This window comes from Lentisphaera araneosa HTCC2155 (genome assembly GCF_000170755.1).
Lineage (GTDB): Bacteria > Verrucomicrobiota > Lentisphaeria > Lentisphaerales > Lentisphaeraceae > Lentisphaera > Lentisphaera araneosa.
On record NZ_ABCK01000018.1, the window covers coordinates 36257 to 51823 of the forward strand.

The 15567-nt window shown below is 42.3% G+C and carries 12 protein-coding genes and 1 tRNA gene; 7 read left to right on the top strand and 6 right to left on the bottom strand.

Annotation, left to right across the window (positions count from 1 at the left end; all coding sequences use genetic code 11):
• Window positions 1-199 precede the first annotated feature (199 nt).
• Window positions 200-2050, top strand: coding sequence for an arylsulfatase (locus LNTAR_RS16760; protein WP_007279932.1), 1851 nt, complete (start codon window positions 200-202; stop codon window positions 2048-2050).
• Window positions 2051-2052: 2 nt separating this feature from the next.
• On the opposite strand, the gene LNTAR_RS16765 is transcribed toward LNTAR_RS16760, so the two are convergent.
• Complete coding sequence (locus LNTAR_RS16765) at window positions 2053-3561, bottom strand: phospholipase D family protein (RefSeq protein ID WP_083800072.1); 1509 nt, start codon at window positions 3559-3561, stop codon at window positions 2053-2055.
• Window positions 3562-3778: 217 nt separating this feature from the next.
• Here LNTAR_RS16765 and LNTAR_RS16770 point away from each other — a divergent pair, with 217 nt between their 5' ends.
• Window positions 3779-4804, top strand: coding sequence for an ankyrin repeat domain-containing protein (locus LNTAR_RS16770; RefSeq protein ID WP_007279934.1), 1026 nt, complete (start codon window positions 3779-3781; stop codon window positions 4802-4804).
• On the opposite strand, the gene LNTAR_RS16775 is transcribed toward LNTAR_RS16770, so the two are convergent.
• Both LNTAR_RS16775 and LNTAR_RS16780 read right to left on the bottom strand, forming a co-directional pair.
• Window positions 4801-5655, bottom strand: coding sequence for a DMT family transporter (locus LNTAR_RS16775; RefSeq protein WP_007279935.1), 855 nt, complete (start codon window positions 5653-5655; stop codon window positions 4801-4803). The genes LNTAR_RS16770 and LNTAR_RS16775 overlap by 4 nt on opposite strands.
• 60 nt (window positions 5656-5715) lie before the next feature.
• Window positions 5716-5805, bottom strand: a tRNA-Ser gene (locus LNTAR_RS16780).
• A 90-nt stretch (window positions 5806-5895) separates the two neighbouring features.
• Between LNTAR_RS16780 and LNTAR_RS16785 the strand changes: the two genes are divergently transcribed.
• The gene (locus tag LNTAR_RS16785) at window positions 5896-6597 is read left to right on the top strand and encodes a hypothetical protein (RefSeq protein ID WP_007279936.1); all 702 of its coding nucleotides are present in this window, start codon (window positions 5896-5898) and stop codon (window positions 6595-6597) included.
• Window positions 6594-7490 (top strand): 50S ribosomal protein L11 methyltransferase, encoded by an 897-nt coding sequence (locus LNTAR_RS16790; protein ID WP_007279937.1) that lies wholly within the window; start codon window positions 6594-6596, stop codon window positions 7488-7490. Before LNTAR_RS16785 ends, LNTAR_RS16790 begins: the two co-directional genes overlap by 4 nt.
• Window positions 7491-7613: 123 nt before the next feature.
• Here LNTAR_RS16790 and LNTAR_RS25995 read toward each other — a convergent pair whose 3' ends face one another.
• The gene (locus LNTAR_RS25995) at window positions 7614-8474 is read right to left on the bottom strand and encodes an N-acetylmuramoyl-L-alanine amidase (RefSeq protein ID WP_007279939.1); all 861 of its coding nucleotides are present in this window, start codon (window positions 8472-8474) and stop codon (window positions 7614-7616) included.
• Window positions 8475-8543: 69 nt separating this feature from the next.
• Window positions 8544-9707 carry a MalY/PatB family protein gene (locus LNTAR_RS16800; RefSeq protein ID WP_083800073.1) on the bottom strand — a complete coding sequence of 388 codons (1164 nt, stop codon included), beginning with the start codon at window positions 9705-9707 and terminating at the stop codon, window positions 8544-8546.
• 43 nt (window positions 9708-9750) lie between these two features.
• Here LNTAR_RS16800 and LNTAR_RS16805 point away from each other — a divergent pair, with 43 nt between their 5' ends.
• Together LNTAR_RS16805 and LNTAR_RS16810 are read left to right on the top strand one after the other, a co-directional pair.
• The gene (locus LNTAR_RS16805) at window positions 9751-10758 is read left to right on the top strand and encodes a ribonuclease Z (protein WP_040915193.1); all 1008 of its coding nucleotides are present in this window, start codon (window positions 9751-9753) and stop codon (window positions 10756-10758) included.
• A 91-nt stretch (window positions 10759-10849) separates the two neighbouring features.
• On the top strand, window positions 10850-12310 hold the full coding sequence (locus tag LNTAR_RS16810) for an arylsulfatase (protein ID WP_007279942.1): 1461 nt from the start codon (window positions 10850-10852) through the stop codon (window positions 12308-12310).
• A gap of 80 nt (window positions 12311-12390) precedes the next feature.
• Here LNTAR_RS16810 and LNTAR_RS16815 read toward each other — a convergent pair whose 3' ends face one another.
• A complete protein-coding gene (locus LNTAR_RS16815; RefSeq protein WP_007279943.1) occupies window positions 12391-13569 on the bottom strand; it encodes a trans-sulfuration enzyme family protein in 1179 nt (392 codons plus the stop codon).
• A gap of 524 nt (window positions 13570-14093) precedes the next feature.
• On the opposite strand from LNTAR_RS16815, the gene LNTAR_RS16820 reads away from it, so the two are divergent.
• The gene (locus tag LNTAR_RS16820) at window positions 14094-15566 is read left to right on the top strand and encodes a CmpA/NrtA family ABC transporter substrate-binding protein (RefSeq protein WP_007279944.1); all 1473 of its coding nucleotides are present in this window, start codon (window positions 14094-14096) and stop codon (window positions 15564-15566) included.
• Window position 15567 lies beyond the last annotated feature (1 nt).

Below are 15567 nucleotides of genomic sequence, written 5' to 3' on the forward strand. Positions count from 1 at the left end.
TTAATCCATCTCTCTTTTTCGCAATCTTATATGACTTTCTTTTCTGTAACATATGTAATCATTTACATTAAACTTGTAGAATTCAATGGTAAAATAATCTACTTTTGTACTTACAAAGCAGTTGGAGTGTAGCTTAGGGTAAGTTTTGTCGTTTATTATGGGTATAGTAATTTTGTATGACTAAAAAACAGGAGCTCCAATGAACAAACTCGTTTTCTTATGTATTTTTGCCTTAAGCCCTTTCTTGCTTGCACAAGCTAAACCCAATATCATCATTGTGATGACTGATGACCAAGGTTATGGTGATTTGAGTTGTCACGGCAACCCCATTTTGAAAACCCCGCAAATTGACGAGTTTTACAAAGACGCTCTACGTTTAACAAATTATCACGTCGATCCCACCTGTGCGCCGACCCGTTCAGCTTTAATGACTGGTCGTTATTCTGCTCGAGTGGGCGTTTGGCACACGGTTCAAGGTCGTCATTTAATGCGTGAGCGTGAAATCACAATGGCCAATATTTTGAAAGACAACGGTTATGCGACGGGCATTTTTGGTAAATGGCATTTGGGTGATGCTTACCCCTATCGCCCAGAAGATCGTGGTTTTACTCATGTGGTGACTCACGGTGCTGGTGGTGTGGGTCAAGTTCCCGATTACTGGGGCAATGATTACTTTAATGATACTTATTATGTGAATGGTGAGTTCGTTAAATTTGAAGGTTTCTGTACCGACGTTTGGTTCGACGAAGCTAAGAAATTCATGAAAACTCAGATATCTAAGAAAAAGCCATTTTTTACTTTTATCACTCCCAACGCTCCCCATGGCCCCATGCGCGCTCCGCAAAAATACTTGGATATGTATAATCAGACGAAAGTGAAAGGCACTAAGCTCGAAGCGTTTTTCGGTATGATCACAAATATCGATGATAACTTTGGCGAACTCCGCGAATTCTTAAAGGATGAAGGCGTCGCAGATAATACTTTATTGATTTTTACCACAGATAACGGATCTTCATCTGGCATAGGCGTTTACAACGCGGGAATGACAGGCGCCAAAAATAGTAACTTTGATGGCGGCCACAGAGTTCCTTTCATTTTTACTTGGCCTAAAGGAAATTTAATGGGCGGACGTGATATCGATCAACTAACTGCGCACATGGATATTCTCCCTAGTTTTATTGAGATGTTTGGCCTGAAAGCACCAAAAATTGATTTTGATGGAACGAGTTTAGAGAAAATCATCAAGGGTGATCAAACGGCCTTACGTGATCGCGTACTTCTCGTTGAGTCACAACGCGTGAAAGATCCAGAGAAATGGCGCAATACTGCAGTAATGAGCGATCAATGGCGTTTATTAAATGCCAAGCAGCTTTATAACATTCGAAAAGATCCAGCACAAAAGAATGACGTTTCTAGTCAGCACCCCGAAGTGAAGCAGCGCCTCTTAGCGGCCTATGATAAACGTTGGGAAGACCTTTCTTCTGAACACCATATTTTCAGTCCCTTAGTGATCGGCGCCAAAGAAGAGAATCCTGTAACTTTAACGTCTCATGACCAAATGGTCGAAAAGGGCTTACCAAAATGGAATCAACCGAGTGTAAAAGGCAACAGCAATCATTTGGCACCATGGGTTGTTCGTGTTGATAGCGCGGGTGTTTACGAAATTTCTGTTCGTCGTTGGGCTGCTGAAGCAGACAAAGGCATTAACGAAAAGTATGAAGCTAATAAAGCAATGGGTGTGGTAAAAGCCTTTATTAAAGTTGATGATATTGATCTTGAAAAAGTGATTCCTGACGGCGCTAAAGAAGTCACTTTTAAAGTGAAGTTAAAAGCGGGACAAAAAGAACTTTTCACCGGCTTTGTGGATGCCAAAGGCAAACGTCAATCAAGCTTTTACGCTTATGTTTTGAATAAAACAATTGCAGCAGGTGAGACCAAAGGCTGGCAGACGCGTGAAGGCTTAGGTTTGCCTTTAGCCGCTCCGATTACTATTGACTTCCCAGAACAAAATTTAATTTTTGATAAGATTAGATACCCGAAAAAGAACTAAGCTTAAATCTTATCCTCTACGGGGAGTAAACCGAGAAACCAGGCTTCAAAAAGTTGAAGTCTCGAGTTTCGAGGTTGTTGGTGAAGCGTCTTATCATTGCCCTGCCAGATAAGCTTTCCTTCTTGGTTGTATTCGACTTTCCATGAATTGCGGGTGCTGAAATCCACTTCTAATAATTGGCGTAGTTGAGAGCAGAGTTCTTCACTCTTTAATAAAATGCCAAGCTCAGCATTTATGTTGAGTGAGCGCGGGTCGAGGTTGGCACTACCAATCAAGCTTAAATCATCATCAATCAAAAGTATTTTTGCGTGAAGGCCCAAGATTTTGTTTTCGCTTGGTGGGTACATAAATAGATTGCGATCCCTTGCCCAAGCGCGATATTCGTGGAGATCGGCACCACTATTGACGTAGCGTTCCATGTGTTTTCTATAAAAACTATGAGCAATAGTATGGTTATTTGACTGTAAGGAATTTGTCAGGATACGAACTTCAACACCCCGCTGCTCGGCATCAAAAATCGCGTCCTCGAGATCAGGAGTGGGAATGAAGTATGGACTGATGATATCTACTCGCTCTTTTGCATCGGAAATAAGTTTATAAATGTCGAGAGTCATGTTGTCATCCATGCGATTTTTTTTATTGGCTTCCATGGGTAAATCATAGAGTACAGTGTATTCAGCTGGAGTGGCCAGCTCTTTAAATCGTCTCCATGCGATGACTCGCTCTTGGTGATTCTCTTTTAAAGGAAAAAAAGGCGTTTGCGGATGGGTTTCAATTTCGCGCTGTTTAGGGTTTTTCCGTAGTATTTTTTCGACTGGGAATGACCAAGGGTTGGCCCAATAGATGTCAAAGACTGTACTGAGAAAGGGGCTGATATTACCGTTAGCTAACAAATCCATATCTCGAAAATTGGCTTCAGCATGTAAGCCAAAGTATTCATCTCCAAGGTTGCGCCCACCCATGATGGTGACGTGATTATCGACAATCAGGACCTTATTGTGCATACGATGATCTATGCGGGAAAACTCGGTGACATTCATCAAAAAGCGCATACTAAAGCTGTTGTAACGTCGTTTGAAGGGATTGTAGATGCGCACCTCAATATTGGGGTGGTGGTTGATGTCACTAAGGACCTGATCTTGCTTGATCGTGAAGGTGTCGTCAATGAGCATGCGAACTTTGACACCGCGATCAGCTGCAGCGAGAACTTCTGACATGAAGAGTTTTCCGGAATGATCTTTTTTCCATAAAAAGATTTGCAGATCAATAGATGATTCGGCGGAGGCTAAAGCTCGTAAACGCCACTTTAAAGACTCAAAGTGATTATTGAGAGGCATGAAGTAGCTATGGTCACGTTTAAAATTTAGCTCAGTCCAAATGCCACCTTTTGTGGGTTTGAGTGCCGCTTCAAACTCGTTGTGAGTTGCTTTGAGGCCACGACACGACATGAGTGAACTTAACGCGAACAGAATTAAGCAGAGACGTAGAAAGGATTTGTTAAACTTGTGCATGTGGATTGTGACTCGATTGAATTACCTAACTGTATCATTAAAAAGACACAATAAAAAGTTTGTCATCCTACTTATGCCTTTGGAATAAGGTTTTTTGTCCTTTAAAGCTGTTGACTATTTAACAGATATTTAAAAAAGATGAAACTTAATTGCCAAATAATTTGTGTTTGGGGCTCAGCAAGTTTTTATTTTTATAATCACTCATTCGGAGATCAAAATGAAAGCCTTAAAAAGACAAGACATCATGGCCTCGCTTCTCGTCGCGGGAGCTGACCCCAATAAAGTCAATGATGCGGGTCAGACGCCTTTAGATATTTCAGTATCTGCAGGCGACCTTGATAGTGTAAGATATCTTTTAGGAGGAGGAGCTCAAGTCGTTCACCAACAATATTCAGCTGAGCTTCATAGCGCAGTAAAATCGAGTATGCGTTCGGGAAATTTAACGAGCTTGAAAAATTTACTTAAGAAAACACCACAGTTGATCAACTATAGACAAAAAAATGGCTATGGTTTGATGCATTTGGCAGCGGAAGCTGGCTCCGATAATATTATTGAATATCTATCAGCGCTTGGTATGCCGCTGAATACTCGCAGTCATACGGGAGATACACCTGTTCATGTGGCTGTTCATAGTGGTCGCATTCGTACATTAGAATGCTTGATGTCTTGTGGTGCTAATATTGAGATTCCCAACGAGGAAGGCAACACCCCTCTGCATATTGCTTGGACAATGCCGAAGATGGTGAAGATGTTAATTATGGCGGGAGCCAACACTGAGTATGCTAATTTAGTTGGTGCAATGCCGATTCATCTGGCGTCGAAGAAAGGTGCACTTGAAGCTGTTGAGCAACTCATTGCTTGTGGAGTTAATATCAAATCCCATGACTTTGATGGTCGGCGTGCGATACACGTGGCGATTCACTACCCCAGAGTGATGGAGTTTTTAGTGAAGCAAGAAGCGGAAATTGACGCCAAAGACTTTTATGGCGAATCACCTTTGCATGTGGCAGTTCAAGAATTGTGCTTTGAGTCAGTGAAAATCTTATTAGAAGCTGGAGCTGACTCGTCAATGCAGAATCACCATGGCGATACTCCCCTTCATTTTGCCACCCTTAAAGGCGACCTGAAAGTAGTGGAAGTTCTATTAGAGCATGGCTCAAATCCAGATATTGCGAATATTCGCGGATACACCCCACTTCATTCAGTTGCCTTAAGTGCCCTAAGAGATAAAAACGCGCCTTAAGCCTCTTTCTTCTGGAGAGAAGAAAGAGCAAAAGTGGAGCCCAAGATTAGTGAGCCCCCAATAATTTGCATGAGATTGATTTGCTCTTGATAGAGAAAGTATCCCCATAATAAACCACAGAGTGGCTCAATATAAGTGATTTGAGCGGCACTTGCAGTTTTCATTTGTTTGAGCGCAGAAAAGAAAAGCGAAAACGCAATAATTCCATTTATGAAACCAAATGACGAGGCAATGATGACTTGCTTAGTGCTGAGTTCTGGAAAGAGGGGAATGCAGAAGGCAAAAAGTAATAGGGGCGTCATGGCATTTTGGTAGAAGACAATTTCCTCACTCCTGTATTCCTCGCCATATTTTTTAAAAATGATTACCGAACAGCTATGTAAAAAAGCACTCAGAGCCATGGCGGCAATACCAATGAAGTTATGGTCATCGAAGCTCAATTCGTTTTGAATAAAAATAAAGATGAGCCCAATGAAGGTGAGGCAGAGCAGGCTCACTTGTGTTAAGGAAAGTTGCTCTTTCATAAAGAAGTAAGCCAAAATAGCGGCCCAAATTGGCCAGCTATATAAAGTGATTTGGGCATTGCCAATGGTCGTGTAAGCAAAGCTAATAAAGAAAAGCACGGTCCTCGCACTATTGAGACTGGAGGATAAAAGCATCCATTTATGATTTTTTCGTAGGATCTTTTGGGGAGCTTTGCGTGTCTTTAAAAATATGTAGATAAAAAGACTAGGGATCAAGGAACGAAAAAACGCCATCGCCAGAACGGGCATATTATCAGCCTCTTTAACGTAGACGCCTGAGGCACCCCACAGAATTGAGGCTAGAATAACTTTGACGATAGGTGGCATGGAGAACCAATAAAATATGTGATCGGATCACTGGAGGATTGTATTGCGGGGGATGAAAAATGGCGGAGAGAGAGGGATTCGAACCCTCGGTACCTTGCGGTACACACGCTTTCCAGGCGAGCACAATAAGCCGGACTCTGTCATCTCTCCGCGTGGGGCTTAGAAATAAGCTGAACAGATAGTAATGTAGCTTTAGTGTATTGCAAGTTAAATAAATAGCTTTTGTAGAGGACGAATATCATGGGTAAAGTAGAGCGATTAATTAATGCGTTAGAAGATTATAATTCACGTTCCGAAGCGAGGCGAGAACTCTGCTCAATGAAAGCAGATGAGGTGTGTCCCTTGCTGATGAATTACCTGCGTCGTGAAGATGCTCATGAGAATGGCATTTGGGCGGCTTTGCAGATTATGAAGAAGTTCAGTTATGCGGGTGTCTTGGACTTGCTCCCCCAACTACTCGAATATTACCCGAGCTTATCTTGGGATATACGCGAGACGCAAAAAACAATTGGGGGCGAGGATACGCCGTCTTTAGTCGATGAATTTGATGATAATGTGAATCCCTTTTCTGAATTGCGAACACTATTGGGGATCGACCTCGTGACCTTTAGTGATAAGGGTAGCTTTTTCTCCTTTGTGATCAAAACAGATTTAACACGCAAGCACGAAATGATTTTAATGGAAGAGGGCGATTTCTATCATATTTATACTCAGTGTGGTCCTGCAGATGATGAAGTAGTGGAGCAATTAAGTGCTCTAAATGAAAGCTTGGATTTGGGTGAATTAAAAATTGAAAGTAATGAAGGTGGGCCTGCGGCTTTAAGCTTGCATTACTCCATAAAACGGGAATCTTCGCCAGCTGAACAGGAAAAAATCTTAAAGCGCTTGGCTCAAGTTGCGGATGGATTAGAGAAACAGCTTAGTGACGAGGATCTGATATGACCAAGCCCCAAGAAATTTTATACGTAGTAAGTCTTTTAACCAACTCAGCTGTTGGCGAAATGTTAGACGAGATGTTGCCCATCGAAGAACTCTACCCCACATCGTATTTTGACAAGGATGATGACATTGCTCGCATGTCGCTCTATTACGAAACAGAAGAAGAGCGCGATGAAGTTCAAGGGCGTATAGAGGCAGCTTTAGAAAATTGGTCGAGCTTTATTGATACTGATGAAGTGGATGTGATTGCGCAAGAAGTTCTCCGCGAAGATTGGTCGGAAACCTGGAAGAAGTTTTTTCATACGGTAAAAGTTTCTGATCGCATTGTGATTAAGCCCTCTTGGGAAGACTACGAAATTCAAGAAGCCGATGAAGTGGTGCTAGAAATTGATCCGGGCATGAGTTTTGGCACGGGAAATCACGGAACCACAAAAGCTTGCTTACAATTCATTGACGAAGCTTCTGCGCTTGAGTCAGGAATGTCATTTTTAGATGCGGGCTGTGGTTCGGGTATTTTATCTTTGGCGGCGGACCGTTTGGGCTGTTCTCCTGTCGAAGCATTTGATTATGATCCCGAAGCCGTGGACTGCACCAAGCGTCACTTTGATGATATTGATGCCCTCGATCGCATCGATGTATTTCAGGCTGATTTAACGACTTTGGATTTGGGCAAGCAATACGATATTATTGCAGCGAATATCTTGGCACCCGTTTTATTAGGCGCGTCAGATAAATTGATGAATCACCTAAAAAAAGGCGAAAATTCACGTTTGATTTTAGCGGGTATCCTCACTGAGCAATACCCCGAGATCAAAACTCACTTTGAATTACTTGGGCTCAAAGAATTGCGCTCAGCGCAAATCGATGAATGGACTAGCGGAGTCTTCAAATTCTAAAGACGAAAACGATTCATTTGATTTTGTTGACTGAGTACGTAGTACTCAATTTGCCGGGTTAAGGGCTGGCAAGTCCTTACGGGGAGTTCGAGGGGCAGAGCTCCCTCGTCTTTCATCAATTAACTACTTCTTTCTGTACTTAATGAGCCATTTTTCTAGCTGAATGCCTGGGCATTGTGATTTGCCGAGGTGTTTGTGGCCGTAGACTTTTGTCGCGGGGAGTTGATACTTCTTACGAAGGTAGCCTAACATGGTTTCTAAAGCTTTTAGTTGGGAGCTGTTAGGGAGTTTTTTATTGAAGTCACCGATGAGGGAGACGCCAATATTATTTGAGTTAGCACCACTCACATGGGCACCTTGATATTTTACGGGGCGACCCTGATAAATCGTTCCATCGCGACCAATGACATAGTGATAGCCAATGGAGGCATAGCCACGTTCTTGGTGAGATTTTTCAATAATATTGAGGTATTGAATATCACTCATTTTGGCTAAGTTTTTTGGTGCAGTGGTGTGGTGTACAGTGATTTTTGCGATGTGGCCCATGGGGTTGACGTTGCTCTTCATTTGCATCTTACACCATGAAGTTCTGGGGACAATGCGAACTTGATTGGGTAGGCTGTGCTTGCGTCGACTTGTTTTGTTGGGGTTGTGAGAGCCGTTGATGTACAGTTTTTGGCCGACTTTGATAGCGGAAGTCTTTAGCCTATTTGTTTTGGCAATTGAATTAACGCTTGTTTGGTAGCGCTTGGCAATAGCTGTTAAGGTTTCACCCTTTTTCACAATATGTATAAAGTAGTTGGGGGTCGTTTGCGTGGGTTTAGAAGGAGTGGGATCCGGCGCATCAGGTAGAGTTGCGGGTGTGTTTTTCTGCGTAGGGGGAGTGTAGGGCTTACGTACATTGGGATTTTGACGGTAGGAGTTTGAGCAGGCATAGAATAGGCAAATCACTCCAAGTAAACAAATATGTTTTATATATTTCATTCAAATCCCATTAATTTAGTGGACTGAACTTAACAGAGTTACGCAGATTCACAAATGCAAAAACTGGCATTAAGTCAAGCAAGACTTAATTCGTTTCAAAGCTTCTTCCAAAAGGCTCCTTGGGCAGCCAAAATTTAAGCGCATGTAGCCTGCAAGCCCAAAGTCCTTGCCATCAGAGAGTCCGACACCAGCGGCTTCGAGTTCTTTTGCGGGATTCGCTAAACCACTTTCGCGAAAATCGAGCCAGGCGAGGTAAGTCGCAGAAGGGCGTTGCATGCGAATTTTTCCATTGCTTTCAGCGACAAATTTTTCGATAAGGTCGAGGTTGCCGCGAAGGTAGTCGATGACTTCTAATCGCCATGATTCACCATCGCGATAAGCGGCCTCACCTGCAACGAGCCCAGCAATATTGGTCTCTGGGATTTTTCCTCGACATTCACGGATAAACTTGCGACGTAAAGAATCGTTGGGGATATAGGCAATCGAGCAACCCAAGCCAGCGATATTCCAAGTTTTGCTCGGCGCCATTAAGGTCACGCTCTGCTGAGCAATTTCCGGCGAAATTGTCGCAATACTATGATGTTGACTTTCGGGATCCAAAATGAGATCGCAATGCACTTCATCAGAGCAAAGCACGATATTATTCTCAAGGCAAATTGTTGCGATCTCCGCAAGTTCTTCTTTTGAAAAGCAAATCCCAACGGGATTATGGGGATTGCAGAGTAGGAGGACTTTTGTTTGCTCATTTATGGCATTGCGGAGCCAAGCCATGTTGGGGCGATGAGTTTCGGGGTCGAGGGGGACTTCGACTGTTTTGGCCCCTGAGTTGCCAGGCGCATAGAGAAAGGGAGGATAAATCGGAGTGAAAGTGATGACTTCGTCGCCGGGTTGCGTGTAGGCGCGACAAACGGCATGCAGAGCACATACGAGTCCTGGGAGCCAGAAAAGTTCTTGAGCTTTGGGTTTTATATTATGGTGTTCGCTGACGTAATTGATGAAGGCTTGTTCACAGCTTTCGGTAGCTTCGGAATAACCAAAAACGCCAAACTGCGCGGATTCAATCATAGCCTCGCTGATACAGGGGGGCGATACGAAATCCATATCGGCGACCCAAAGAGGAATGATGTCAGTATTTTTATATTTATCCCATTTATAGGATCCGGTATTGTGGCGATTGGGAAGGTGGTCAAAATTTGTCATGCATTGAACTCGGGTGTTTGTAAAGATGCTCATGGTGTTTATTGTGGAAGAAAAGTATACAAGCAGAGGTTTTATTTTGCAATTTCATTTCTTGGGGACTTCTGCGGGAAGTCCAACAGTTGAGCGCAACGTTACCGCGCTAGGTTTTATGCCTAGGGGTCGGAAAAATTGGTGGCTCTTTGACTGTGGAGAAGGAACTCAGCAACGCCTTTTGCGTTCGAGCCTCTCATTGCCGAAACTCAATAAAATCTTTATTACTCATATGCATGGCGATCATTGTTATGGTCTTTTTGGTTTACTGACGAGTCGTGGTTTAATGAGTGGTGGTGAAGAAGCAGTACATATTTTTGGCCCCAAAGGCATCAAAGAAATGATCAAAACTGTGCTCAAATTATCTTATGTGAATTTATCGGCACCTTTGACTTTTACGGAGTTCGATGAAGCGGGTGATTTATTTGAGGACGATGAATTCATTGTATCAAATGTGCGACTCTCGCATGACGTTCCCTCTTGGGGTTATGTGGTGAAGGAAAAGGATCGTCCGGGTTCTTTTGATTCGGCTAAAGCAATCCGTGATGGCATTAAACCTGGCCCCATTTATTCCAAATTAAAGAATGCCGAAATGGTGACTTTAGAAGATGGTCGTGAAGTCAATGGTGCGGATTATGTCGGGGAAACACAAAAAGGACGTGTGGCCTTAATTGGAGGAGATAATGATCGTCCCCAATTATTTGGTGACGCACTCAAAGGTGCTGCAGTCATGATTCACGAAGCGACTCATACTGAAGAAGCGATGGCAGGCCTAAGTTTTCGTAGTCGTCATTCCACTGCCAAGCGTGTTGCGGAAGTCGCAGAAGAAAATCAAGTCAAAAATTTAGTCTTAACTCATTTTAGCCCACGCTTTATCACCAAGAAACGCAAAGGCATGAAATGCGTCGACGAAATAGAAGATGAAGCAAAAGAGTTTTTTCATCAAGACTTACATATGGCGCGTGATTACGATGTTTATGAATTGGATCGTGAATCGAAACTTAAACTCATTGATAGTCGCTACCGCAAGGATCACAAATCTTTAAATAAGTAAGTTTTTTGACAAAAACTTGCTTTGGCCATCCAATCTGGTTATTCTCACGAGTACTTATTGATTAACTAACTTAAATAAATTAGGAGTTATTATGTTAAATAAGTTTCTAGTGGCCATGTCTTTTTTGGCCTCAGCTTATCCAATTTCGGTCGCGGCTGAAAGTTTAAAAAATTCTCGTCCAAATATTATTTTGGTAATGACCGATGACCAAGGTTATGGCGATCTCGCTTGTCATGGTCATCCTTTTCTGAAAACGCCTAATTTAGATAAACTCTATACTCAGAGTACTCGCTTTACAGATTTCCACGCAAGTCCCACATGTGCTCCGACTCGAGCTGCCTTGATGTCGGGCAATGCGCCTTTTAAGAATGGCATTACGCACACAATTTTAGAGCGTGAGCGCATGACTTTAAAAACAACGACAGTTGCTGAGATGCTTAAAGATGCGGGTTACACAACGGGTATTTTTGGTAAATGGCATTTGGGTGATGACGATGAATATCAGCCCGATAACCGTGGCTTTGATGAAGTTTTTGTTCACGGAGCTGGGGGCATTGGTCAAAATTTTCCAGGTACTCAAGGTGCCGTTCCCGGTACGAGTTATTTTGATCCCTTCATTAAACACAATGGAAAAATCGTAAAGACGAAAGGTTACTGTACAGACGTCTTTTTTCAGCAGGCTTTGGGATGGATGAAAGAGCAGAATGATAAGCCCTTTTTTGCGTACATCGCAACAAATGCTCCACATGGACCTTTCATTGTGGCAGACAATTATAAAGAAATGTATGCCGAGCACTGTAAAGTCGATAAGCAGCGTGCGTTCTTTGGCATGATTACCAATATCGATGAAAACATGGGCTTGCTTATGAAAAAGCTCGATGAATGGGATATCGCCAAAAATACTTTAGTCATTTATATGACGGATAATGGTAGTGCAGTGGGGTCGAGAATTTTTAACGCTGGCATGAAAGGCGGTAAGGGAAGTACTAGCGAAGGCGGTTCACGAGTTCCTTTGTTTATGCGTTTGCCGGGAAAAATTGATGCTGGAGTTGATGTGGATAAGATGGCTCGCCATTATGATATGGTTCCCACGCTTGTTGAATTGGCCGGAGGAAAGTACCCAAGTGAAAGAGATGGTCGTAGTTTAGTATCGCTCATTGAAAATCCAGATGCTGAATGGAAAGATCGCAATACATTTTTTCATGTAGGGCGTTGGAATAAAAAAGGTGTGGAAGGTCGTTGGGGTAAAGGCGATACTACTCCAGAGGGTTCTAAATATAAAAAATTTGCCGTGCGCAATGAAAAGTGGCGTTTAGTGGGCAAAGCTTTATATGATATAGAAGCTGACCCAGGTGAGACTAAAGATGTGAGTGCTCAACATCCCGAAGTTGCAGCGGAAATGTTGAAAGCATTCGATAAATGGTGGGATGAAGTTCGCCCACTATTTGTCAACGAAGATGCCTCTTTAGATACAGGTAAGCCTTTCATCGAACTCTACGAGAAACAAAAAGCCTCAGGCGGTATTCCTAATTGGCAGGAGCCAGTTTTATAGGAAGCCATTCGTATAGATGTAAAAAAGGGGAAAGGCCAAAGCTTTTCCCCTTTTAAGTCATTCTGTTATCTTCAATTAGCTTAGAGTGAAGCCTCGAAAGCTTGTTGAATATCGGCTTTGATGTCATCGATATGCTCGAGTCCAACTGAGATACGAACTAAACCAGGACTAATACCAACCGCCAGACGGTCTTCTTCACTGAGCTTGGAGTGAGTCGTTGATGCAGGGTGAGTCGCGATAGTACGGGTGTCACCGAGGTTTGCGGTGAAAGAGCACATTTTGAGAGCATTGAGGAATTTACGTCCGCGATTAATGCCGCCTTTAATTTCAAAAGTGACAATGCCACCACCAAAATCCATCTGCTTTTTAGCTAGTTCGTACTGTGGATGTGACGGTAAGAAAGGATACTTGGCAAATTCAGTGTGATCACTGTTCTCTAAAAATTTAGCTAGCTCAAGAGCATTAGAACTGTGACGCTCCATGCGAACTGCAAGAGTTTCGAGACTCTTTGAGAGAATCCAAGCATTCATGGGAGAGAGTGAAGGTCCGCTATGGCGCGCAAAGAAACGCAATTCTTGAATCACGTCTTTTGACCCAAGGATAGCACCCGCAATGGTACGACCTTGGCCATCGATGAATTTTGTTGCTGAGTGCGTAACAATATCGGCGCCAAAATCAGCGGGACGCTGCAGGTAAGGTGTCGCAAAGCAGTTATCTACAGTGAAAAGAACGTCGTGTTTCTTTGCTAAGCCACCGAGCCACTCGAGATCAATGAGATCAAGCGCGGGGTTTGAAGGAGTTTCCACAAAGATCATTTTTGTGTTCTCTTGAATCGCAGCTTCCCAATTCTCAGCAGAATCCATGATGTCCACATAAGTGTGGGTGATGCCCCAGCGAGGAAGAATCTGTGTGAGGATTTGGTGAGTTGATCCAAAAAGTGAACGCGAAGCGAGGATATGATCGCCAGATTTACAAAGTCCAGCGAGTGTAACAAACATAGCTGCCATGCCAGAAGCCGTGGCTAAGCCATCTTCGCAATTTTCCATTTGGCAGAGCTTTTCGATAAACTCATTATTATTGGGATTAGAAAAGCGTGTGTAAATATTCCCTGGAATTTCATCCGCAAAGAGGGCGCGCGCTTGTTCGGCATCATCAAAAGTGAAGCTCGAAGTCATGTAGATCGGGGCGCTATGTTCGCGATGAGGTGAGCGTTCACATTGTGTGCGAATCGCATTGGTTTCAAATTTTTTATCAGACATAATATGTTCCAGATGATTTTAAAAGTGCGCTATAATACACGATAAATGCACGAGGGCAAAGTTCTATCAATATAATATATGGAGTGCGTGGCAGTGTTGATTTGTATAGAGACCAAGCTGATGGGCAATTAATAAATTCTGCCTTGTGTAGTAATTAAATTTAAAATCACATCAAGCTAAGTGTGCTTTCTAGTATTATAAATCCGTCCTTGTTCATGAAAATACTTAAAGTTCTCAGAAGGCTTAAATTTGTGCTCAGTAAAGCATTAAGTCTTGAAAATCATAAATTTATTTCAAAACAGACTTGTTTTTGCGTGTGAGTGGTAATATTGTTTCATCACATTTCGTTTTATGTAATTAATTAGTTTATTATTACGATAATGTAAAAATTGCTGGCGAATTCAAAGAAGAGTTTTATACGTTTAGATATTATTCAGTACTCGTGGTTCTTCATACTTATCAATAGATACCAAGAGTTTTGATTTAATAAATTATTATTAAAATCTAGTACCAAGGGATTCAAAATGAGTATCAAAAGTTTAGGTGACCCCTACGATAAAGATGCAAGTTTAACACACACTGTAAACTGTAATTGTAAATCATGTTGTGCAGAGAAGTCTGCAAGGCAACCATTAACAGATAAAGAAAGAACTAAAATTCTTGAGAAACAAGCAGAGAGTATGGAAACTGTTAGTTCTCATGACATTAAAGAGAGTCCTCAAGACAGTGAACTTAAAACTTCTGATGACTATTTTGATCGCGCAATTGAGAGTGCTTTCATAAGGGGAATCTTTGGTCATAATGATGCCAGTCGACGAAGCTTTTTAAAGCTTGTTGGTACAGGTACATTTGCTTCAGTTCTTGGTACCATGTTTCCATTAAATGACCTCAAAGCTCAAGCTAAAGAATCTATTGCTAAATTAGAAAAAAAGAAGCTTAAGATTGGTTTTGTGCCTATTACCTGCGCAACGCCTATCATCATGGCTAAGCCCATGGGTTTTTACGCAAAATACGGATTAGATGTTGATGTGATTAAGACCGCTGGTTGGGCGGTTGCAAGGGATAAATCACTAAACGGTGAGTATGATGCTTCTCACATGCTCACTCCGATGCCTCTGGCGATGTCAATGGGAGCAGGTTCAGTGGCCGAGCCTTACATTATGCCCACCGTAGAAAATATAAATGGTCAAGCGATTGTATTGCATACTAAGCATAAAAATAAACGTAACCCGAAAGACTGGAAAGGCTTTAAATTTGGCGTTCCTTTCGATTATTCTATGCACAATTTATTGCTTAGGTACTATGTAGCCGAGCATGGTTTAGATCCTGATAAAGATATTCAGATCAGGGTAGTTCCACCCCCAGAGATGGTTGCCAACTTACGTGCGGGTAATCTTGATGGTTATTTGTCACCTGATCCATTTAATCAGCGAGCTGTGTATGAAAAAGTTGGTTTCCTCCATATGCTAACTAAAGATATTTGGGAAGGTCACCCATGTTGTGCCTTCGCTTGCCCAGCTAAGTTTGCAAAAGAAATGCCTAATACTTTTGGTGCATTATTTCGTTCAATTGTAGACGCTACGGAGTTTTCGGCTAAAGCTGAAAATAGAGCTGAGATTGCCAAAGCCATATCTCCTAAGAATTATCTAAACCAACCTGAGATTGTGGTTAATCAAGTCTTGACGGGGCGTTATGTCGATGGTTTAGAACGCAAAGTATTTAATGAACCAGATAGGATCGATTTCGATCCATTCCCATGGCATTCAATGGCAGTATGGATACTTACTCAGATGAAACGTTGGGGTTATGTTAAAGGGGATATTGATTACAAGGGTATTGCTGAGCAAGTTTATATTGCAACTGATACGGCAAAAATCATGGAAGAATTGGGCTATCCAGCGCCTAAGAAAACCTATAAGAATCATACCATTATGGGTAAGGAGTTTGACTATACCAAACCAGATGAATATGTCAAAAGTTTTGCCATAAAGAGGTGAT